Source organism: Pseudomonas sp. FW305-70, from assembly GCF_058783925.1.
In genome coordinates this window covers 1-22,220 of the sequence record NZ_JBYSYZ010000029.1, presented here as the reverse complement: position 1 = coordinate 22,220, position 22,220 = coordinate 1, and the positions used below count along the sequence as shown (strand labels likewise).

Below are 22,220 nucleotides of genomic sequence, written 5' to 3'. Positions count from 1 at the left end.
CGGGTTTTATCTTCAAACTGCGCCACATAAGGACATCCCATGAGCAGCTTGCGTAACACCCTGACCGCCCTGGCAGTGGCGGTCTCCCTGAGCGGCGTCGCCGATGCCGCCACGCGTTACGAAGAGCTGGCCAACCAGCCCTTCGAAAACGGTTTCCCGACCGAGGCCACCGCCCGCAGCCTGATCGACGAGCTGATTTTCCAGCGTGCTGTGCAGTCGTATCTCTGGTCGTTACCAGCCATCAACATCTGGTCGATGAAGGAGGCGTCGGAGAAACAATTCGGCGCCGGCTACAACATCCTGCCGACCTGGAAAAAGCGCATCAACGCCAAGACCTTGGTGACCACGCCGAACTCCGACCTGGTCTACGCCATGAGCTATCTGGACCTGGCGAAATACGGTCCGCTGGTGGTTGAAGCACCGCCCGGCGTGCAGGGCATGTTCGACGATTTCTTCCAGCGGCCGATTGTCGGTCCGACCATTGACGGCAAGACCTGGCGCGGCGACGTCGGCCTGGCCGGCCCCGACAAAGGCAAGGGTGGCACCTATGTGCTGCTGCCGCCTGGCTACACCGGCCCGGAGCCCACCGAAGGTTTCGTCTACCGCTCGCGCACCAACAACGTGTTCCTGTTCTGGCGCACCTTCTTCAAGGACCCGAAAGACCTGAGCGTGCCGGTGGCCGAGGTCGAGCGCACCAAGATCTATCCGCTGGGCAAGAAGGATTCGGCGCTGCCGATGCAGTTCCCCGATGCCACCGGCGCACCGATCAACATGCTGTTCCCCGAGGACGGCCGGTACTTCGATCTGCTGTCGCGCTTCATTGAAGCCGAAGCGGTCGACCCGGCGGACATGGACATGCGCGGCTTCCTGCACACCATCGGCATCGAAAAGGGCAAGGCCTTCGCCCCGGATGCACAGCGGCGCAAGCTGCTGGATGAGGCGGCACGCACCGCGTTCAAGATGAGCAAGGTGGTCACCAGTCATCTGCTGATGAAAGAGCCGGGCGGCCTGTACTACACAGATCGCCAGTACGTGAACACCTTCGCCGGGGAAAACACCGAGTTCCAGTCCAGCGGCACGTTCACCAACCTCGAGCAGCGTGTGGCTTTCTTCACCTCTGCCTACTCGGACAGCCCGGGCATGGTGATGAACATGGTCGGCGCCGGCGCCAAATATCCCGCCACCACCCGCGATGCCGACGGCAAGTTCCTCGACGGCGCCCACACCTACAAGCTCAACCTGCCCGCCAATGTGCCGGCGGCGTTGTTCTGGTCGGTGACTGCCTACGACAACCTGACGGCATCGGGCCTGGACAACGGCCAGCCGTTCCCGTCGCTCAACCAGATGGACAAGCCGGCGCAGAACAGCGATGGCTCGACCGACCTCTACTTCGGCCCCGAATCACCAGGTACGGGCAAGAATTGGATTCGTACCGTACCGGGCAAAGGTTTCCTGGTGATCGTACGTTTGTATGGTCCCAAGCAAGCGTTCTTCGACCAAAGCTGGAAGCCCAGTGATTTGATCAAACAGTAACGATGAACTGCATTGCCCCGTGATTCAGCGGGGCCATGTGAATAAGCTAGAGCAGAGTGAAGATTGTTCATTGATCGACACCGATGCTTGGACTTATTCAGTCCCAGCTTCCATATTCTGTAAATAACGCGGATCGCTCGGTCAGCTAACCGCAGGGGCTGAGCAACTTTCACTGCCTCAGCGGTCATCATCCGAGGTGACCTCGCCAGAGTCGCGAAAACAAGAGCCGCAACCGGACGTTGTGTTCATTGAACCGCCAGTGATCGTTTGGCGCAGTTTGATGCTTGAGCAGCAGGAAACCGGTTGCATGGCTGCTTGACCTGGTGCTTCTCCCTTTTCAATGGTTCCCTTCACCAGTTGCACCCCAGCCTGAGGATGACGGAAGAAAGCACTACTGAGCAGGCCTTATCAGTAATGAAGGCTCACCATCATACGCTTTCAGCTATTGCGTAACGGGTGTGGGATTGCATCGTGATTGTCAGCCTGGGTCGCAAGCAGCCCGTACGTCAACGCAAGTTCCAAGACCGGTAACAAGGGGTATAACTATCAAAACAAAAGGCGGGCCACCCGGAACAAGCCCTCCAACGGCAGCGCCCGGGCCAGGCGCCCCAAGCCTGATTGGCGCCTGCGGCGCGGAGCGATGTGATGAAATCCAGTGCATGGCGATGGGCTCGCAAGAGCCTTCTTGGCTGCATCGGGCTGACCTTGCTGGTCGCTCCACTGTGCGCCAGCGCCATGTACAAATGCCAGGCCAGGGACGGAGCCATCAGCTACACCAGCCAAGCCATCGCCAGCGCCCGCTGCACTCGTCTCAATGGCATGGCGGGCGCCGGTATCGGCGCCAAGGCAAAGGCCCTGCCCCGGCTTGTGCAGGACGACAACTCAGGCGCGGTGCGGGTTCGGGTGTTCACCTTCATCCACAGGGGTGTTCGTCAATATGTGAGCCGGCGCCCCGTCGGGATTTCCGCACGGGTCGATGTCATTGATCTCTATTTCATCAAGGGCTGCTATCTGTGCAGGGCACCGAAGGATTTCAAGGTCGCCTCACTGCGCCTGGACACCCAATCCTATCGGCGGGAGATCGAAGCCGCCTCGGGTCTTTATGGTGTCGACCGGGCGCTGGTCCGCGCCGTGATACATGCCGAATCGGCGTTTCGCCCCTACGCCATTTCCGAAGCCGGCGCCCAGGGGCTGATGCAGTTGATGCCCGCCACCGCAGAGCGCTTCGCCGTCGACGATCCGTTCGACGCACGACAGAACATCCGTGGTGGCGTGCGCTACCTGGCCTGGCTGCTCAAGCGCTTCAACGGCAACCAGGTGCTGGCGTTGGCAGGTTACAACGCCGGCGAAGCGTCCGTGGTCGAGTACAACGGGGTGCCTCCCTACGCCGAGACGCAATCCTACGTCACCCTCGTGCAGTCTTTGACCGAACGCTATCGCAACCATCGTTAGTACCGGGAATGGCTCAAGCGAACGCTCACACTCACCGGTCGCTATTGGCTGTGGGTTCAACCGGTCGATGCAACAGATTGGCTGAATCGTTCAGCGGGTGTTTCGTAGTGTCGTGTGTTCCGGGGGCGGCTATTGAGCGGCCCTGGTTCTCCATCAGCAATTGCCATGAATAGAGCTACGCTTGTCTGCAATGGAGGGACTTTGCGCAGTCCTTCATAGGGCAGCGGAGCCAAAAGACATGGGAATTGAACAGGATGTTTATCCTGCGGCCACCGTTCTGGTGGTCGATGACACGCCAGACAACTTGATGCTGATGACCGACCTGCTCAAGGACAGGTATAGGGTCAAGGCCGCCAACAGCGGCGAAACGGCGTTGCGCGTGCTGCAAAACAATCCACTGCCGGATCTGATCCTGCTCGACATCATGATGCCGGGGTTGTCGGGTCATGACGTCGCCCGGCTGCTGCAGCAAGATCCGCGCACCCGCCAAATTCCGATCATTTTTCTCACTGCACTGGCGTCAATGGAAAACGAAATCCAGGGCCTGGAGCTGGGCGCGGTCGACTACATCACCAAGCCGATCAGTCCGCCACTGGTTCTGGCCCGGGTGCAGACCCAACTGAAGATCAAGGCCGCGGCTGACTTCCTTCGCGATCAGAACGACTTCCTTGAACAGGAAGTCCAGCGCCGCACCCGTGAGGTCATCGCCATTCAGGACGTCACGATCCAGGCCATGGCTTCACTGGCCGAAACCCGCGACAACGAGACGGGCAACCATATCCGTCGCACCCAACATTACGTCAGGCTGCTGGCCGAACTGCTGCGTGATCATCCGCGTTTCAGTCAATTTCTGAACGATGACAGCATCCGCCAGCTGTTCAGGTCGGCACCGCTGCACGATATCGGCAAGATCGGCATTCCTGATCACATCCTGCTTAAACCGGGGCGATTCACCCCGGAAGAATTTGAAATCATGAAGACCCACACCACCCTGGGACGCGATGCCATTCAGCGTGCCGAGGATCAGTTGGGCCTTTCGGTGGACTTTCTGCGCATGGCCAAGGAAATCGCCTACAGCCACCAGGAAAAGTGGGATGGCAGCGGCTACCCGCAGGGACTGGTTGGCGAAGAAATCCCCATGAGCGCCCGATTGATGGCGGTGGCGGATGTCTATGACGCGCTGATCAGTCGTCGTGTGTACAAGGCAGGAATGCCGCACGACCAGGCCGTGCAGATCATTCGGCAGGGGCGCGCGAGCCATTTCGATCCAGACGTCTGTGATGTGTTCCTGGCCAATGCCGAGCAATTCCATCTCATTGCCGAGCGCTTTGCGGACAGCGATCAGGACATGGCCAGGCTGGTCGACCTGCATCGCACTACCCAGAAACCCTGAACGTTCAACACGCCGGTTTTTCATCAACGGGAATGGCCATGACCCGAGTGCTCGCTCTGCTGGAACGTCTGCCTCTTCGTATCAAGCTGATCCTCGGTTTTGCGACATCAGGGGCGCTGGTTCTGGTGCTCGGCGTGCAGAGCCTGCGTACCCAGGATTTGTTGAAAGCGGACATGCAGAGGCTGTACGAGCATGAGTTGGCGGGCATCGAACCCTTGCAGGAAGCACGGGTGCAGATGTCGCATCTCATGCAGGGATTGCAGCATGCCGTCGGCAGCAACAGCGAAGATGATCGTAGCAAGGGCGTCGAGCAATTTCGTGAGGCTCGACAACATCTTCAAGAAGCGTTGCTGCAAACACAACCGACCCTCTGGCGCGAGGAGAATCAAGAGCGATTCGCCACCTTCGAGGTTTTGTTGAAGCGTTTGCTGCACGACGGTGAGACAGCTCTGGAACTGGCCGATGAAGGGGAGCAAGCGCAAGCCTTGCGGCTGATCAATAGCGTCGGGTTCCAGGGGGTGGATGAGCGAGGGGACAACTTGCTCAAGCAGATGGCGCAAATCAAACAGGCGTCCATTCATGACACGGCCAAACAGATCGCAGAATTTGCCGGGCGCAGCACCCGGCTCACTTATCAATTACTGCTCGGTGGCCTGGCACTGGCGTGGTTGATGGGCTGGTTGATCAGCCGTTCGATTCGCCTGCCCCTTTACCGGGTTCGCGCCGCCGTTGACGAGCTGACCGCCGGCCGACTGGACGGGACGATTCCCCATACCGATCTGCAAAATGAAACCGGTGATCTGGCGCGTGCCATCGCGACGCTGCAGACCGAGTCGCAACAATTGGAACGCCAACGCTGGGTCAAGGCGCAAACCGAGCAACTCCAGGCTGACTTGCCACAAGCGGAAACGCCACGGGAGCTGGCCCAGGTCTTTTTGCGCCATATGGCGAGCATGCTCGGCATCTGCCGAGGCGTGCTCTATAGCGTGCAAGAGCAAGATGAAAGCCTGCAACTGATTGGCGGTTACGCGACCGATCCTGATTACCCGCCAGCGCCGACGGTGGCTCTGGGAGCCGGCCTTCTAGGGCAATGCGCCCTGGATCGTGCGCCCCGTGAATTGCAGGGGCTGACGCAGTCGCTCGGACGGTTGCATTCGCAGTTGGGTGAAGTGCCGGCCAGCTATCTGCTGGTGCAGCCGGTATTGCGTGGTGAACGTCTGCTCGGCGTGCTCGAACTGGCGGGTCATCAACCGCTGGGGGCCCGTGAACAGTCGCTGTTGCAGGAGGCCATGCCACGCCTGGCCGGGGCCTTGGCGGTGATGGAGCGTCATCTGGCGGTGCAATCCTTGCTGATCGAGACCCGGCGCCAGGCCGACGAAATGGGTCAGCAGGCCTTGCGGCTTGAGCTGCAATCGAAGGAACTGGAGGCACAACAGACTGCGTTGCGTGCCACCAAGGCCTGGTATCGCGCGATCCTCGAGGCGGCACCGGACGGCATGATCGTCATCAATGCCGAGGGCGAAATCCTGATGACCAACCCGCAACTGGACACGCTGTTCGGTTATGCCACGGGTGAGTTGGTGGGCGAGACCATCGAGCGGCTGGTGCCTGATGCGGCGCGCGGTCGGCATGTGACGTTGCGCAATGGTTTCATCGCCCATGGCAGCACCCGGCAGATGGGCGCGAAACTGGACGACCTCAAAGGCCTTCGCAAGGATGGCAGCCAGTTTTCCGTAGAGATCGGCCTGTCGCACTTGCCGCTTCTGGAGGGGCGAGGCACCTGTATCTGCGCTTCGGTTCGCGATGTCAGCGAGCGACGGCAGATGCAAGCGGCACTCAAATCCAGCGAAACGCAGTTGCGTGCAGTATTGGACAGCAGTCCGGTGGCCATGCTGATCCGTGGCGATGATGGCCGCCTGAGCTACTGCAACCCGGAGCTGGAGGGCCTGTTCGGCGTCAGCCGCGAGCAACTTGGCGAGATGGACGAGAGTCGCTTCTGGTGCGATGCACAAGCGCGCGGCCGCTTCCTGGACGCGGCCGCCAAGGGCGCGGTTTTAAACTTCGAGGCCAGCCTGCAGCGCGATGGTGGAAAGCGTTTCGAGGTCTTGCTCTCGGCCGTCCCCCTGACACTCGGTGAGCGCAACATCAGCGCCAGTTGGTATTACGACTTCACCGACCGCAAGGCCGCCGAGGCGCTAGTACAGCACGCCCGGGAGATCGCCGAAGAGGCGACACGGGCCAAAAGCGAATTCCTCGCCAACATGAGCCATGAAATCCGCACGCCGATGAATGCCATTATCGGCATGAGTCACCTGGCGCTGCGCACCCACCTCGATAACCGGCAACGCAACTACATTGTGAAAGTGCATCGCTCGGCGGAGAACCTGCTGGGGATCATCAACGACATCCTCGATTTCTCCAAGATCGAAGCCGGCAGGATGGACCTGGAGCGTATTCCGTTCCGCCTGGAAGACGTGCTGGAGAACTTCACCAATGTGGTAGGCCTGAGGGCCGAGGATAAAGGCCTGGAGCTGCTCTACAGCACGGTTGCCGATCTGCCGACCGCACTGATTGGCGACCCGCTGCGGCTGGGCCAGGTCCTGGCCAACCTGGGCAACAACGCGACGAAGTTCACCGAACAGGGTGAAATCGTGCTGGGTATCGAGCGCCTCGGGAGTGACGAGGGCAAGGCCGAGCTGCATTTCTGGGTGCGCGACACGGGCATCGGCATGAGCGAAGAGCAATGCCAGAGAATTTTTCAGTCGTTCATCCAGGCCGATAGTTCCACCACTCGCAAGTACGGAGGGACCGGCCTGGGACTGGCGATCTCCAAGCGCCTGGTGGAGATGATGGGAGGCCGCATCTGGGTCAAAAGTGTGCTGGGAAGTGGTTCGACGTTTCACTTTTGCGTGAGTCTGGACATGCAGGCAGATGCTCCTGCGCGACGCATGTTCACCGCCGATGAGCTGCTGGGCATCCGCGTGCTGGTGGTCGATGACAACGCCAGTGCCCGGGAAATTCTTTCGGGCATGGCGCACAGCTTCGGTGTCGAAGTGGACGTCGCCGAAAGTGGTCGCATGGCCTTGCGCATGCTGGCGCAGGCCGAGAAAGATTCACTGCCTTTCGACCTGGTCCTGATGGACTGGCGGATGCCGGGCATGGATGGGGTGGAGACGGTCCGCCAGATGCGCTGCGCCAACCTGGCCCGCACACCGTCAGTCATCATGGTCACCGCCCTTGATCGCGAGGAGTTACTTGAACAGGCCAGGCACCAGGACGTCCATCTGCCGGTGGTGCTGACCAAGCCGGTCACTCCGTCCACCTTGCTGGAAGCCATAGGCACAGTGTTCGGCAAAGTGCCGCAAACCGGTACCCGCGCCCATGAGCGCAACGAGCAGAGCGCTGACAACATGGCACGCCTGAAGGGGGCGCGCCTGTTGCTGGTGGAGGACAACGAACTGAACAGGGAGCTGGCGTGCGACTTGTTGCAAGAGGCAGGCATCGAGCTCGAGCTGGCAGATGATGGCCAACAGGCACTGGACAGGTTGGCCCGGGACAGCGATTTCGACGGTGTGCTGATGGACTGCCAGATGCCGGTGATGGACGGCTATACCGCGACCCGCAGGATTCGCCAGCAATCGAACCTCGCGGCGTTGCCGATCATCGCCATGACCGCCGACGCCATGGCCGGGGACCGCGAACGCGCCCTGGCCTGCGGCATGAATGACCACCTGTCCAAGCCATTGGACGTAGACGGCATGTTCGCCACGCTGGCCAGGTGGATCAAGCCACGGCCCGGGCGCGGGGGCCGGGCGCGGGAGGTGACCGTTGCCAAGACATCCGGACAGTTGCCCGCCGAGCTTGCAGGTATCGATCAGGTCGCCGGTCTGGCTGCCTGTTCGGGCAAGACGACCCTTTACTTGCGACTGTTGCGCACATTCCATGCGACCCAGAATAACTTTGTCGAACAGTTCAAAACGGCAATCACCGATGCCGATCCGACGGCGGCTGTTCGCATGGCTCACACGTTGCGTGGTAACGCGGGGAACATCGGCGCCAGGGCGCTGGCACAGGCTGCAGCACGGCTGGAGCAAGCGTGCCGGGTTGGCGAGCCGAGCGATGGCGTGCAAGCTCACTTGACCGAAGTCAGGCGGTGTTTGAAACCCGTGTTGAGCGCGCTGGCGCTTTTGCCCGAGGAGCAAACGGCTTCAGGGGCGCAGCCGCCGCAGCCCGAGGCGGAGCTCAGTGACCGGCTCACCCGGCTCGGGCAATTATTGGCCGAGAGTGACACCGCAGCCATTGAGGCGCTTGATGAGTTACGGCGGCTGTCTCTCGGTGATGCATTGGCCAGGCGTCTGAGCCGGGTAGCGCAGCAGCTTGAGCGCTTCGACTTCGATCGGGCCCTGGCGTTGCTGCAAGGGGAAATCGAACGCTCCGCCCTGCCCCCCGAATGACCGGAGTGCACCGACAGCAAGGAACCTGGTGTCGCTTAGTACCGATAGGTTGCCTGCACTGAAATGCCATTCGCACTATTGCGGTAGTTGGCACTGTATTGCGGTTGAAGACCGGAGTTGTTCGACTGCCTCACCGAGACTTTGGAATCCCAGAGATAACCATAAGCAAAGTCTATCGTCAGATCCGGACTCGGCGAATAAGCACCTCCCAGGGTCACGGCCTGGCGATTGCCAACCGGAACGCGCACGCTGCGATCGGCATTTCTGATGGGCGAAGGATCATAGGCGTAGCCCGCGCGCAGCAGCCATTGTTGGTTCAATTGATACGAGGCGCCAACGGCGGTGCTCCAGGTGTCCCGCCAGTTCATTTCTTCGATCACATGCCCCAGGCCAGCCGCCTGGCCCAAGGGGGTAAGACCGCTGTTGACGGCCTCGACCTTCTTGATCCGGCTCCAACGTTTCCAGGTGGTCCCCAGGTAGCCCGTCCAGCGACTGTTGAAATGATGGGTGATAGAGGTGTCCACGGATTCGGGCATCGTGAGGTCTATCTTGTTGTCATACTTTCCGTCCAGCGGGACAACGCTCGGGGAGCCGGAAATCTCAGTATGCCCTTCGAGTTCATAGTCCACCTTCGAGTGATAGTTAATCCCCCAACGGGTAGCCTCGGTAAAGTCAACCAGGAGGCCGACGTTGTACCCAAGTGCCGTGTCATCGCCTTTGATGGTGACCCGTGTGTCCTCGCCGTTGTTCAGGGCGCCGGTGGCCAGGTAGTTCTGAAGTTTTGCATTGAAACGGTTGATGGTCGGTCCACCACCAATGGATAGGTAATCATTGATCCGCCAGGCAATGGTGGGCTGCAGGGTTATTTCCCTGGTCGTGCTATAGGAGCCATGGTAGCGGCCCTGAAAACTGCTCTCGTAATCATTGATCAGACCACTCGGAGCATAGAGACCCAGTCCAATCGAAAATCGATCATCCAGCGGCGTCGACATATAGGCGAAGGGCACAACGCCCAACGGTACCGAGTCCCCTTTGTTCGTTCCCGGAGCACTGCTCTGCGCATCGCTGATGTCATCGCTCACCGAGACAACCGCGGCTCCGCCGGAAATCTCACTGCGCTTCAGTTTGGTCAAGCCCGCTGGGTTGCCAAAGATGGTGCTGGCGTCCAGCGCGGAAGATGACCGTCCCGCATAAGCAGTTCCCGCACTGCTTGCACTTTGTTCGTTAAGGGCAATGCCATTGGCGCTTGCGCTTGTTGAAACGCTGAGTATTACCGCGGCACCTGTGAATCTGATCCAGGAAGACACTTCTTGCACAGCTGAGAGACACGGGGTTGCACGCTTGCTCAGTTTCATTTCCCACCTCGAATTGTTTTTATTGATTGGTGTGCAGGCAAAGCTTCGCCTTCCGGTGCACTTGGCAGTGCCGGCAGGCGTTGATCGAAGTTGTGAAAGGCCCTGGCTGACAACTACCAGGGCCGAGACGCCGGACTTACGAAGCCGGGATCATTTGAGCCACTCCACCTGAAAGCTATAGCGACCTAGAAGAAGGGCCAAAGACGCTTGATCTGTTCCGGCGCGGATGCATGCGACTAACCCACGTTGTTCATGCTGGATGACCTCGACCGCAATGTCCTTCAGACACATGCGTTGCACTTCCTGCCGAACGACTCGGGTTATTTCGCGCTGCTGCAAGGCGGGCTTGAAGATTTTGCCAACGGCCGTCAATGGCAGTGCTTCGAGGATTTCGATCCGCTTGGGAATGGCCGCCCGCTCACTGATGTGGTGCTGAGCAAATTGCTCAAGTTCTTCGATATTGCAGACGTGGCCTGGTCGCAGTTGCACGTAGGCGACCGGCACTTCGCCCGAATAGGCGTCCGGGCTGCCGATGGCCGCCGCCAACGCCACCGCTGGGTGGGCTTGCAGCGCCTCTTCGATTTGCTTGGGATCGATATTGTGGCCGCCGCGGATAATCAGCTCCTTTTTACGCCCGGTCAGCCAGAAGTAGCCATTTTCATCCTGGCGCCCCAGATCGCCCGTGTTCAGCCAGCGCTGACCATTGATCTCAATCCACAGACCCCGGTTATGGCTTTCCTCAACGTAGCCCTCGAACAGGTTCGGACCCGTGATGGTGATCACGCCAATTTCGTTGGGGTCAGCGTCGCGCAGATACTCTCCAGCGTCATCGAGCATGACTGTGCGCATGTCCTGATAGGCAATCCGTAACCCGATGGAGCCGATGTAGCGTTCGCCATGGGCCGGGTTGACCGAGGACACGCACGCGCCCTCCGTGAGTCCATAACCTTCGAGGATCTTCACCCCGGTCCGGCCTTCGAACGCCCGGAAAAGTTCGACCGGCATCGGCGCGGCACCACACATGGCATAACGAAGGCTGGACAGGTCGCGGCCTTCCAGCTCGTTTTGCAACAGTGCGCAATAGACGGTTGGAACACCGGAGAAGAAGTTGATGCCGAAGTACTCAACCATCTCCCAGAAGCGTGGCATCACACCCTCACCGCGATAACCCTGCGGCGTGCCGAGGATGACATGATCACCTTGGCTCCAAGGCATCAGGCCTGTCACCAGCTGTGCATTGACATGGAACAGCGGCAACCCACAGAAAATGACCTGGCCACTCCCGTGTGGCTGCATGTGCGTGTCCATGGCCCACGCGTTGAACACCTCCGCCCCATGGGTACGCATCGCTATCTTGGGCAGGCCGGTGGTGCCGCCGGTGCAGAAGTAAGAGGAACGATCCTCCGGACTGAACAGCCGGGCACTCTTCAAGTGCGTGCCTGGCTGAGCGTCCATCAGCGTGCGTAGTTCGTGAATCGTGGCGCCCTTGTGCAACTCACGTTCTTTTTCTGCCAGGGATTCAAGGGATTCACGCTGAGCTGCATCAACGTAAGGCCCCATGCCAACCCACACGACGTGCTTGATCTGGGGAAGTTGATCAAGCTCTGAGGCCAGCTTGGGCCACAGGTCACTGCCCGGAGTCGGCGCGAGCGTTACCACCACGCTGGCGTTCGCGGCCCGCAGCAAGGTCGCTATCTGTTTGGCCTCTTGCAGCGGATTGATCGCCATGACGATACCGGCCGCTTCACCCCCCCAGATGGTGAAGTGGGTTTCCGGCAGGTTGGGCAGGATGAAGGCCAGCACTTCACCCGGGGTAATGCCCAGGTCGTGGAAGGCATTCGCCGCGCGAGTGATGTCTTTGACGAGTTCGGCATAGCTCCAGTGGTGGGTGTTCCTGAAACGGGTAGCGTCGGCGAAGAAACTCAGTGCCGGCGCGTTGGGGCCAAGCCCGGCTGTCCGGGTCAGTGCTTCATAAGTGCTTGAAGCCAGGCCACGCTCTGCCAGCGGGACCTGCTCAATACGTTCAATGTCGCCCAGAGATCGCACCATCATTTTCAGGCCTCCTCTACGACTCGGTTGCGTTGCACACCCAGGTCGATCACGCCATCGGCACTGCGAATGCGCGCCTCGACCACGTCGCCTGCCTTGAGATACTGCGTCCGTCCTTCCTGCGCCTTGAGGAATAGCTTCCACTTGGTGGCTTCGGGCATCAGGGCGGCAATGCGCTGTTTGGCCGGCGAAGGGATGGTCAGTGCGCATCCCGCAGGCGTACCGGTGGCGATCAGGTCGCCGGGGGCGAGATCCTGGACGGTGGAGAGTTCGGTCAGGGTTTCAGCGGGGCCATACACCAGGTTGGCCGTGCTGTCGCTTTGTCGGACTTCGCCGTTGACCGTCAGGCGCAACTGCAAGGCTTTCAGGTAATGCATGTCCTGGGCATCCAGCAGGCAGAGATACGGACCGACCGGGCCGAAAGTACGGAAGCTCTTGCCCTTGTAGAACTGCATCTGAGGGATCTGGATGTCGCGTGCCGAGTAGTCGTTGACAATGACCACACCCGCAACGAACTCATGCAGGTTGGCGTCATTGACGGTCACTGCGCCGCTGATTGTGCGTTTCATCACCAGCCCGAGTTCGATCTCATAGTCAAGGAAACGCACGGTGCGCGGCTTGATCAGAACGCTGTCTGCGGCCACCAGGCAACTGGTCGCCTTGGTGAACATCATGTTGTATTTCTTCGCATCCGGGTCCATGCCCGACTCGATCATGTGCTGCCGGTAGTTGGCTCCCTGGCAGACGAACTGTTGGTTGCGGGTCACCGGCGACAGCAGCTTCACTTCGTGCGCCTCCAACTGCTTACCTTCGAGTTGAGCGAGGTCGTCGATACTGTTCTGGCAGATGAAGTCACCCGTGGTCTCAAAAGTGCCCGGGACAATCGTGATACGGTCTTGGCGCAGCACGCCCCAGTGGATACCGTTCTCAAACTCAAAGCGGACGACGTGTACAGCGGACATTGAAGGTACTCCTGGGGCAGCGTTTGTCCCGCGCTCGACGGCGCGAGAACTGTGGTGTTGTTCTGAGAGTGGGCTGGCGACGCGGTAGATCAACGAGCCGCTGGCGATCAAGGCTCCGGCTTTGAGTAGGTCTCGCCGGCTATACCGGGTAGCGATGCCCGACATGGCGGCCGCTCTACCCGAACATCCGCATCAGCGTGATCAACTTGCGAATCGTCAAGTCCGGGCTGCGTCGCAGGTTGCGGACCAGCGCTCGCATGTTGCTAAAGCTCATCTTGGGTTTGGTAAAACGCTTGGGCATGCGCTGCCCCCACTGCGCCATTGCTTCCGGGCTCACGGGATGGATGCCCGTAGGCCGAGTGGCCGTGAACACATCCCCGTCGCAGTAATGCTCGTGCTTGTCGCCCCATGGGTCTTGCCAGTAATCGAAGATCTGACTGCCCAGAATGTGCCGACCGATCCCCCATGAGTGTTCCCACCCCTGCTCCCGCAGGACGCGCTGCCCCATGCCCACCGCATCTGCATCGACGACCTCAAAGGCACTATGGCTATAGGCAGCCATGAACCCCTGCGCTATCGCGAGCGTATGATGGGCGGCGGGCGTTTCGCCGAGGTCAAGGCGCATGAAGGCGACGATAGGCGAGCCGTCGGGCAGTACCTGCACATCACTGGGAATAAATCCGAAATGCCGGGTGTACCAGGCACAGGTCGACTGGTAGTCGGCCACTTCAATAACGATATGACCGAGCTTGAGTACCTCAGGCGGAGCGATCGGCGGGCGTTGTGTGGCGTTGATTCGCGGTTGCTGCTGCGCCAGGTTCCAGGATAGAGGCGCCCGATGTTTCAAAGGTCTGGCTGGCGTCCGGTCGCAAACAGCCTCCACGATGAAACCGGAAGGATCCTTCAGATGGACGCAATACCCGCCACCAGGATGGTCCGACTTCTCGATCGATGACGCACCCGGGATTTGAGTCAGCTTTTCCAGATCGTCGAGAGACTCGACAGCCAGACCGAACCCGACAAACCGTGCCTGCTCGGCACGCTGGACGCGGTAGCAGTAGGAACTCGCTTCAGTAGCGCGTAGATAGAGCGTGTCGGCGTCCTGCTGACCGACCGTCAGGCCGAAGTCCGTCAGGAAGCACGCCGCCTGGTTCAGGTCCGGCCGTTGAAAGATCAGGTGCGTCAGATCCTGCGCCTTCACTGTCGGCTGTGGATGCCGGGCCGGTTGCGGTGTCGCCAGCCGGTGCGGTTCTTTCTTGTGGGTCATTGTTTTTGTTTCCCGGTTTTTTAGGGCAAAGCTATCCCGCCCCCTGAAAAATCAGGGGGTGTTATCGGGTCGAGTGGGTTACGTGATCAGTCTGGAGACGGCAGTACCGGCAACTCCGAGGTTGCCAGCGCACGAGCCTCTTGCGGTGGAATGCCTAATGCCCGCAGCACCAGCTCGGCCGTGTCAGAGCCCGCTTCGCGCCACGTTCTATGCCCTTCCAGCACCAGGAAAATCGAGCCGAGGACGCTGCTCGATATCAGCGTGAGTATCGAGAGCAATTGCTCCTGGCGAAAGGTGTAACGCCCACTGGAAAGTCCGTTCAGAAGATCGGTAGTCGCCTGGCCGCTGAACATTTCACGCAATGCCGGGTTGCTCATGGCGAACTTATGGATAAAGGCCCCCCATTGGGAGTCCTCATGCGCTCGACGGATGAAGAACCGGATGCCATTGGCAAGGCGCTGAGCGGGGTCGGACAGGGAGTTGAAGCTCTTGCTGACGCGCTCATGCATCTCCGCCGCAAGCTGCCCGGCAACTGCCTCGAACAGGCTTTCCATATTGTCGATGTTGCTATAGACCGTTCCGCGAGCCACGCCGGCCTCTTGTGCAAGGTCCAGGATGTTCACTTGCGAGGTACCTCGTTCCGCGAACAGGCGAAAAGCGGCTTGATGAAGGCGGCGTTGCGTTGGATTCAGGGATTCCACGGTTCTCTCTCCAGGATTACCTTTATGACGCCAATTGAACACGCGTGTTCAATTGGCGTCAACAGTGGTTTTTGAATTAAATCCGTCAATCCCCATGAAAAGCGTTATAACTCTTGAAAACAGGGTGTACGAAGCCATAAAAGGCTCAAAGTGAGCTCTTCGCACAGCAGGCAAATGAACATGCATGTTCAGCATTTTCGGGCAGTGGCTTCGACCTGATAGTCACTGGCAACGTCGGGATGACATCCGATCAGGCGGGAAGCGGTTTGCTGGCAATTCTCCTGGCTCTGGCAGGTGTTGCGCCCAGCGCCTGGAGAATCATTTCGCTGACCCGCAGATCGTGCTCCAGCGCTGCACGGCCCTCGACAACCGCGCGCATTGCTCCAGTGGTGCATGACAAGACCATGTCCAGGGCAACGCCTTCGTCCACGTAGGCGAAAGTGCCCGCACGCAGCCCCTCGCGCAAATCGTCAAGGACATGGGTGGCCAGGCGCGAGCGCATTGCCTGATCGAAATGGATGATGCGCAGCAGCGCATTTGCCCATTGATGGTCGGTAGCGGCCCGACAGATAAACATGCGAACACCAATCGAAAGCCGCTGCGCGCCGCACTGCACGTCCGAGGTCAACACGGAAATGGCATCGGAGAACTCGGCGGCCATGGCGATGCCCACCGCCTCCAGTACTTCGTCGCGCGTGCGGAAATAGTTGTAGATGGTCCCGTTGGATACCTCCGCTTCCGCGGCCACCTCCAACAGTGCGATCTCCCCCACCTCTTTGCGTGCAACCAGACGCAACGCCGCGTCCACCAGGCCGCGACGGGTGCGCTCACGCTTCTTGTAGCCCCTGGTAAGAGGTTGGGGCGCGGCATCTTCTAAAGAAAGTGTGGGGGAAGGCATGATCAAGCTCGCAAGCGGGTGGGCTCATTGATAGTAATGGAAACGCGGTCAGGCGTGGCGTCATCGCTCATCAGCAGACCCCAACAGTCTCCTAGGAGTCTACTGGCCTCTGTGCCAGGGACGTGATGCATGATGATACGGTCAGGGCGAACGGCGACCAGCGTTCCTTTTGCAGCCAGCGGCAGGATGTCATGGTTCATGTCTTCGATGAAGTCACAACGGCCGCCGGAGCGTTGACCACGGGGTCTGACCGCCAGGAAGTGCCCCCCCATCTTTTCCCAGGAAACGATCTGATCAGTGGTGAGCAGCGACAACGGGTCAACACCGAATCCAACCAGGGTCAGGTTGTCTCCCAGTGCATCGTCGCTCAGCTTGATCTGCTTTTGCAGGGTGCGAACCCAAGCCTGGGGAAACAGGCTGCCACGGACCAACTTGTCACCCCTGCGATGCTGCACGAACAGGCCGTGCTTGAAGATGTTTTTCGGCTTGATGTCCAACTGCTCGAAGTACCTTCTGGTAGCGGGGGTCAACGCCAGCGTGCGCATCAGGCCGTGGATGAAGAATGCGGCGATCCTGTTCTTTGGCATCACCAGGCGGCCCATGAGCTTTGCCAGATCGATCATGGCCCGGGCATGCGGGCGGCGCTCTGCATCATAGGTATCGAGTATCGCAGGCGCGGCATGGCCACGAAGAACCCAAGCCAGTTTCCAGGCAAGGTTGGCGCCGTCACGAAGGCCCGCTACGAGACCTTGTCCCACAAAAGGAGGGGTGATGTGTGCGGCGTCGCCGACCAGGAAAGTACGTCCCTTGCTGAATCTATTGCAGCAACGCGCGTGGAATCGATAGACCGCCTGGCGCTCGATTTCCAGTTCCTGCGGATCGACCCACGGCGCAATGAGCCGCGCGATGCTTTCCGGGCTTTCCAGCTCCTCCCGGGATTCGCCGGGCTGCAGCATGAATTCCCAGCGCTCCCTGCCACCGGGGGCGGGCATGTGCGGCGTGGGCCGTCGTGGATCACAGATAAACTCGATGTGATCGATGGCTGACTGATGCCGGTTCCTGGCATCGACAATCAGCCAATCCTCTGCATAGGTTTGCCCTTCGAACTCCTGGCCGATCAGAGCCCTGACCCTGGAGCTGGCACCATCCGCTCCGATCAGGTACTGGGCGCGAACGGCATGCGACTGCCCATTTTCATCCCGTACGGTGGCGACCACGCCGTCCGCTTCCTCAACCAGACTCTCCAGCTCGAAACCACCCAGGCTGGTCACTGATTTGAGTCGGGCAACCTGGCCACGCATCGCTCGTTCGAGGTCGGGTTGATAGAACGTCACAAGCTTGGGATGGCCATCGATGCACCCTTGAGTATCGGCTCGACCGAATTGCCCGAGGACCGGAGAGTGCATCCTCACTTCAGGGATAGCGATCTTCTCGAAAGCGTCCTCCGACAATCCGGCGAGTTGCAGGATGCGCAGGGCCTCATTGTCCAGAGCAATGGCACGAGGCATCAGGACGATTTCATGGAGCTTGTCCAGCACCAGGGTCGTAACCCCGTAGCGGCCGAGCAGCGCCGCGATTGTCGCCCCTACCGGACCGTTACCGACGATCAGTACATCGACGGTGGAGGAAGGCAATTCGCAAACTTTCTTGTTGTTGTTCATCTCGAGCCCTTGTTGTGATTGAAGTCGTGAGGCGCACAGGTCTCATCGTCAGGCAGGGTCAAGGTATGCAATATTGATGAATATTTCAATATTGACGTAATTTTCATTTTTAGCTTCGAGCCATTGCCAGACCACATCGGGAGGCATGCCGAACAGCCCTTCGCAACGGGCAGCTTTCGGCCAGGCGCTGTCGCCGACAAGCGGCAGCCTTGCGGTGGCCCAATGCGCTAGCCTTTAAACGCGCTGTGATTGATGAAGCGAAAAACGCCGGTCTCTACGTCTTCGGCGGCGGAATCGACGACGTACCGCCCATACTCGTCTCTGCTGACGGCGCGGTTGCAATGGGCGGCCATCCTTGGGCGACCAGGAACTGCGCGTCTTCGGGTTCGACCCGCAGTCCTGAGGGCAGCACTGAAACCGGCAAATGCGGCCTGACACTTCATTCATTGCAGATCATCACAGGTACGCCCCACCATGCGAAATCCACTCAAGCATTCAAGAGTTCGTTCTGGTTTTTTACTGGGTGTTATCTCAATGGGGCTGACCGCTTGCACCAGCGACGAGAACATGACTGCAGCGACCAAAGAAATTACTCGACCACCTGTCGATGACAGCGAGACGTCGTCTGTGCGAATCACAACCAGTTGGCTGCAACACTCACTTAGCCAAACGGGTTGCCTTCAGCACGCCAGAGCGGCGCTTACAAAAGCGAGGTATTTTGTTGAAGCCGGAGACAGATCAGTCTATGGGTTGCGTGAAGGCATGACTTTTGCGATTCGCTGCGACTACGAAGGCGTTGCTTTTCTCGCAGTAGCTTATCGCCACAGGCCAAGTACTCAAACCCAGGATCGGATCCTGAATGAAATCACCAGGCTATTTTAAGGGAAACCGGGCCCCTGCTACCGCCATAAATGGGGCACTACACCCACCCAGCCGGGCGTTTACCACCAAACCTGAGGAATATTCCCCACTCCCCTTCTCTGGCTTGAAAACACACAAAAACTGCCTGTTAATTGCATTGAACTTTTTCTTTATCCCAAGGTAGTGGCTCATTAGTTGCACACCCCCTGATACCCGCAACAGTTCGTCCCGGCCATTGAAACGACGGGACATCACGCGAGGGGTGAAAAATGAAACGCGCGACTCCACCTTGCGATTCCTTCGGCTTACTGCGCAAATCAAGCCTGCCTTGTGCGATGTTCCTTACCCTGGCCATGGCAGAAGCCGCGCCGCTGGATGATTTCGGCCCGCCACCACCGACAGACCCCTCGGCGTTTACCAACCCACCGGCCGACCCCAAGGCCGCGCTGGAAGCCATAGAGGCCATGCCACCCGCCAACACGGGCGCCTTTGCCCTGCCCAATGGCGTTTTTGGCACTCGCACCACGCCAACGGTCGACAACGTACTGCCGCCAAACCTGCAGACCTCGTTCAAAATCCCCACCAACGGCAAGCCCAGCCCGTTGTTCGGGGCGCAGCCGTACACTCAGCAATTGCTGCTGTTCGAAGAGTTCGGCACGGAAAAACTCGACCCCACGCTGCCGCCGCCTACCCTGACCTTCCCGGTACCGATCGTCGGTCCGGCGCCCCAGCAGGATCCGAACAATATCGCCCGCAGTGGTCCTTCGGCCGCGGCGCTCGAAGCCTTCATGCGCCAGCCCGGGCTGTACCCGTTTCCGTCGCAGTTTTCCAACGTGCTGGACCGCAACCCGTGGAAAGCGCAGATCGAAGCCTTCCTCAACCGCCATCCGGTCGGCTCGCCGGCCGAGGGGCGTCCGCCAGGAAAAGGCTGGTCGCACCAGCGCTGGAACGAGTTCTACCCACAGGTCGCCTTCAAGACCGCCCAAGCAGGCGCCAAGCTCAACGGCGGCATGCGCGACCGTCGGCAATTGCACAACTATGCGGTCGGTGAGTTCGGGCCAGGCGGACTCTACAACCAGACCTCGGACAACCCGATCATCGCGGGCACCACCAAAGGCATCGACACGCGCTTTCATCCCAACATGCCGATCCAGAATCACAAGGCGCTCTGGACCTTCGACGGTACCTTTCCGCCAAAACTGTTGATGGTGCGCTACGGCCAAGCGGTGCTGATGCGTCACTATAACGCCCTGCCGATCGATCCATCGGCCAACATGGGGTTTGGCCTGCACACCCTCAGTACCCACGAACACAACGGCCACTCCCCCGCCGAAAGCGACGGCTTTGCCAATGCGTTTTTCTTTCCGGGGCAGTACTACGACTATCGCTGGCCGATCCAGTTGGCTGGTTACGACAGCATCAATACCAGCGCCCAGGATCCCCGCGCGGCGTTCCCCTGTTCCCCGGGGGAAACCCTGTATGTCAACGATGCCACGCCGGGCCTCAAGACCTGCAACAACGGCACCATCAAGATTCGTGGCGACTGGCGCGAAACCATGAGCACCCACTGGTTCCACGACCACATGCTCGATTTCACCGCGCAGAACGTCTACAAGGGCAGCGCGACGATGATGAACTACTACAGCGCCCTGGATCGCGGTAACGAAGCGTTTGTAGACGGCGTCAATCTGCGCCTGCCCAGCGGCTCGGCCTTGCCCTGGGGCAACCGCGACTACGATGTGAACCTGGTTGTGGCCGACAAGGCCTGGGATCAGAACGGCCAACTGTGGTTCAACCCCTTCAACACCGATGGTTTTCTCGGTGACCAGATGCTGGTCAACTGGCAGTACCAGCCGCGCCTGAACGTGCGGGCGCGCAGCTATCGCTTCCGCATCCTCAACGGCTCGGTGTCACGTTTCTTCAGGATCGCACTGGTGCGTGAAATCATCGGCACCGGTGGCGAATTCCCTGGCCCCACAGGTTCCGGCCTGTCTTACACCCGCGTGCCGTTCCACTTGATCGCCAACGACGGCAACCTCATGGAACATGCCGTGCCGTTCGACGGCAGCATGGATCTGGACGCTGACGGCGACCTGCAGGACCACAACGCCATCCTGCCCTCCATGGGTATCGCCGAACGTTTCGACATCATCGTCAACTTCTCGAAATACGGGATCAGGACTGGCGACAAGCTGTACTTCGTCAACCTGATGGAGCACCACGACGGCAAGGGGCCGGAAAGTCTGCCGCTGAGCCTGGCCGATGTCCTGTCCGGCAAGTACAAGGCGGTGCTCAAGCTGGGCAGTAACGGCTTGCAATGGGAGAACGGCGACCCGGCGGTGGGCAAGTTCATGCAGATGGTGGTCCAGCCTTATGCCGGCCAGGACGTGAGCATGAACCCCGCCGACTTCGAACCCACCAAGCCGGGCAAGCCGGCGGGTAAAAGCATGATCCCGCTGCCCCTCAACCGTGACGACCCGGTGGTGCAGGCCAAGCTCAACGCCGCGCGGCATCGCGAGTTCATCTTCGGCCGTTCCGACGGTACCGACGAAGAACCCTGGACCATCAAGACCGACGGCGGTCTGGGCTTCCAGATGGACCCTCGGATCATCAGCGCCGCTCCGCAACTGGCCACCGGTCCGACCCCTGCCGGATTCTCCGGCGACGGCACCCTGGAAGTGTGGAAAATCAGGAACGGCGGCAACGGCTGGAGCCACCCGGTGCACGTGCATTTCGAAGAAGGCGTCATTCTTAACCGTGACGGCAAGGCGCCGCCGGAATGGGAAAAATGGGCGCGCAAGGACGTCTATCTCATCGGCGAAGGCATCGACAGTACGGAGGCCGTGGACATTGCGATCCGCTTCCGCGAGTTTGCCGGGACCTACCTGGAGCACTGCCACAACACCCAGCACGAGGACACCTCCATGCTGCTGCGCTGGGATGTCGAGCACCCCGGCCAGTTCCAGTTGATGCCAACCCCCCTGCCCGGATGGGACGGCGTCACCTACGTCAATTCCGCTGCGCTGCCGACCTTCCGCACTGGCGATAGACGTGAAGAGGACGGCGATAACCAAAAACCGATTGCCAACCCCGACAGCGCCATCAGTAACACCGGCCAACCGGTGATCATCAACGTGCTGGCCAACGACACCGACCCTGACGGTAACGTGCCACTCAAAGTGGTGGGACTGGAGCAACCGGACTCCGGCAAGGGCGTGGTCAGCACCGACGGTCTGCGCGTGATCTACACACCACCGGCCACGGTCCCCGCGCCGTTCACCGCGACCTTCTCCTATAGGGCCAGCGATGCCAGGAACGCGGAATCGCCACCGGCGACGGTGTCCGTGGCGGTCTCGGCAGGGGTCGTCGAGAACCTGATCGTTACCAGCGCCACCGTCACCGCCCGCAGCAGCAGCCGCTGGTATTGGGTCCTGTCCGGCACCACCTCCCGTGGCACGGGCAATAGCATCACGGCGACCGCCACGACCACAACCGGCACGGTGAACCTTGGCACCGCCACCCTGACGCTTACGCCGACAGGCGCGCGCTGGAATATCGCGGTGACAACCGTCGGCAGCGGCCCGTCGGCTGCCCCGACGGCGACCATCAAGTCGGCCTTAGGCAAAACCGTGAC

13 protein-coding genes are annotated in these 22,220 nt (G+C 60.0%); 6 read left to right on the top strand and 7 right to left on the bottom strand.

What is annotated here, in order from left to right:
• The first annotated feature begins 39 nt into the window (after window positions 1-39).
• The 4 genes from AC3WN7_RS19960 (at window position 40) to AC3WN7_RS19945 (ending at window position 8,832) form a co-directional block, all read left to right on the top strand.
• The gene (locus AC3WN7_RS19960; RefSeq protein ID WP_102674728.1) at window positions 40-1,533 is read left to right on the top strand and encodes a DUF1254 domain-containing protein; all 1,494 of its coding nucleotides are present in this window, start codon (window positions 40-42) and stop codon (window positions 1,531-1,533) included.
• 645 nt (window positions 1,534-2,178) lie between these two features.
• Window positions 2,179-2,985, top strand: a complete 807-nt coding sequence (locus AC3WN7_RS19955; protein WP_102674727.1) for a lytic transglycosylase domain-containing protein — start codon at window positions 2,179-2,181, stop codon at window positions 2,983-2,985.
• Window positions 2,986-3,223: 238 nt separating this feature from the next.
• Entirely contained in the window at window positions 3,224-4,378 is a 1,155-nt protein-coding gene (locus tag AC3WN7_RS19950; RefSeq protein ID WP_102674726.1) for a response regulator, read from the top strand.
• Window positions 4,379-4,416: 38 nt separating this feature from the next.
• A complete protein-coding gene (locus tag AC3WN7_RS19945) occupies window positions 4,417-8,832 on the top strand; it encodes a response regulator (protein ID WP_102674725.1) in 4,416 nt (1,471 codons plus the stop codon).
• A 35-nt stretch (window positions 8,833-8,867) separates the two neighbouring features.
• On the opposite strand, the gene AC3WN7_RS19940 is transcribed toward AC3WN7_RS19945, so the two are convergent.
• The 7 genes from AC3WN7_RS19940 to mhpA all read right to left on the bottom strand — a co-directional run bounded on the left by AC3WN7_RS19940 (window position 8,868) and on the right by mhpA (window position 17,725).
• Window positions 8,868-10,187, bottom strand: a complete 1,320-nt coding sequence (locus AC3WN7_RS19940; protein ID WP_102674724.1) for an OmpP1/FadL family transporter — start codon at window positions 10,185-10,187, stop codon at window positions 8,868-8,870.
• A 150-nt stretch (window positions 10,188-10,337) separates the two neighbouring features.
• Window positions 10,338-12,239: an acyl-CoA synthetase gene (locus AC3WN7_RS19935; protein WP_102674723.1), complete on the bottom strand. Its 1,902-nt coding sequence runs from the start codon at window positions 12,237-12,239 to the stop codon at window positions 10,338-10,340.
• Window positions 12,240-12,241: 2 nt separating this feature from the next.
• Window positions 12,242-13,198, bottom strand: coding sequence for a fumarylacetoacetate hydrolase family protein (locus AC3WN7_RS19930; RefSeq protein WP_095967169.1), 957 nt, complete (start codon window positions 13,196-13,198; stop codon window positions 12,242-12,244).
• A gap of 175 nt (window positions 13,199-13,373) precedes the next feature.
• Entirely contained in the window at window positions 13,374-14,465 is a 1,092-nt protein-coding gene (locus tag AC3WN7_RS19925; protein WP_102674722.1) for a VOC family protein, read from the bottom strand.
• Window positions 14,466-14,551: 86 nt separating this feature from the next.
• Entirely contained in the window at window positions 14,552-15,166 is a 615-nt protein-coding gene (locus AC3WN7_RS19920; protein ID WP_095967171.1) for a TetR/AcrR family transcriptional regulator, read from the bottom strand.
• A gap of 250 nt (window positions 15,167-15,416) precedes the next feature.
• On the bottom strand, window positions 15,417-16,064 hold the full coding sequence (locus AC3WN7_RS19915; protein ID WP_102674721.1) for a TetR/AcrR family transcriptional regulator: 648 nt from the start codon (window positions 16,062-16,064) through the stop codon (window positions 15,417-15,419).
• Between the two features lie 2 nt (window positions 16,065-16,066).
• Window positions 16,067-17,725, bottom strand: coding sequence for a bifunctional 3-(3-hydroxy-phenyl)propionate/3-hydroxycinnamic acid hydroxylase MhpA (gene mhpA, locus AC3WN7_RS19910; RefSeq protein ID WP_102674720.1), 1,659 nt, complete (start codon window positions 17,723-17,725; stop codon window positions 16,067-16,069).
• A gap of 474 nt (window positions 17,726-18,199) precedes the next feature.
• Here mhpA and AC3WN7_RS19905 point away from each other — a divergent pair, with 474 nt between their 5' ends.
• Both AC3WN7_RS19905 and AC3WN7_RS19900 read left to right on the top strand, forming a co-directional pair.
• Window positions 18,200-18,607 (top strand): hypothetical protein, encoded by a 408-nt coding sequence (locus AC3WN7_RS19905; protein ID WP_172435749.1) that lies wholly within the window; start codon window positions 18,200-18,202, stop codon window positions 18,605-18,607.
• A 248-nt stretch (window positions 18,608-18,855) separates the two neighbouring features.
• On the top strand, window positions 18,856-22,220 hold a 3,365-nt coding region (locus AC3WN7_RS19900; protein WP_492575357.1), incomplete at its 3' end, for an Ig-like domain-containing protein.

What these genes read in the sequence shown, in the direction of transcription:
- AC3WN7_RS19960 (WP_102674728.1), top strand. Translation starts at nt 40, where the DNA reads ATGAGCAGCTTGCGTAACACCCTGACCGCCCTGGCAGTGGCGGTCTCC.
- AC3WN7_RS19955 (WP_102674727.1), top strand. Translation starts at nt 2,179, where the DNA reads ATGAAATCCAGTGCATGGCGATGGGCTCGCAAGAGCCTTCTTGGCTGC.
- AC3WN7_RS19950 (WP_102674726.1), top strand. Translation starts at nt 3,224, where the DNA reads ATGGGAATTGAACAGGATGTTTATCCTGCGGCCACCGTTCTGGTGGTC.
- AC3WN7_RS19945 (WP_102674725.1), top strand. Translation starts at nt 4,417, where the DNA reads ATGACCCGAGTGCTCGCTCTGCTGGAACGTCTGCCTCTTCGTATCAAG.
- AC3WN7_RS19940 (WP_102674724.1), bottom strand. Translation starts at nt 10,187, where the DNA reads ATGAAACTGAGCAAGCGTGCAACCCCGTGTCTCTCAGCTGTGCAAGAA.
- AC3WN7_RS19935 (WP_102674723.1), bottom strand. Translation starts at nt 12,239, where the DNA reads ATGATGGTGCGATCTCTGGGCGACATTGAACGTATTGAGCAGGTCCCG.
- AC3WN7_RS19930 (WP_095967169.1), bottom strand. Translation starts at nt 13,198, where the DNA reads ATGTCCGCTGTACACGTCGTCCGCTTTGAGTTTGAGAACGGTATCCAC.
- AC3WN7_RS19925 (WP_102674722.1), bottom strand. Translation starts at nt 14,465, where the DNA reads ATGACCCACAAGAAAGAACCGCACCGGCTGGCGACACCGCAACCGGCC.
- AC3WN7_RS19915 (WP_102674721.1), bottom strand. Translation starts at nt 16,064, where the DNA reads ATGCCTTCCCCCACACTTTCTTTAGAAGATGCCGCGCCCCAACCTCTT.
- mhpA (WP_102674720.1), bottom strand. Translation starts at nt 17,725, where the DNA reads ATGAACAACAACAAGAAAGTTTGCGAATTGCCTTCCTCCACCGTCGAT.
- AC3WN7_RS19905 (WP_172435749.1), top strand. Translation starts at nt 18,200, where the DNA reads ATGCGAAATCCACTCAAGCATTCAAGAGTTCGTTCTGGTTTTTTACTG.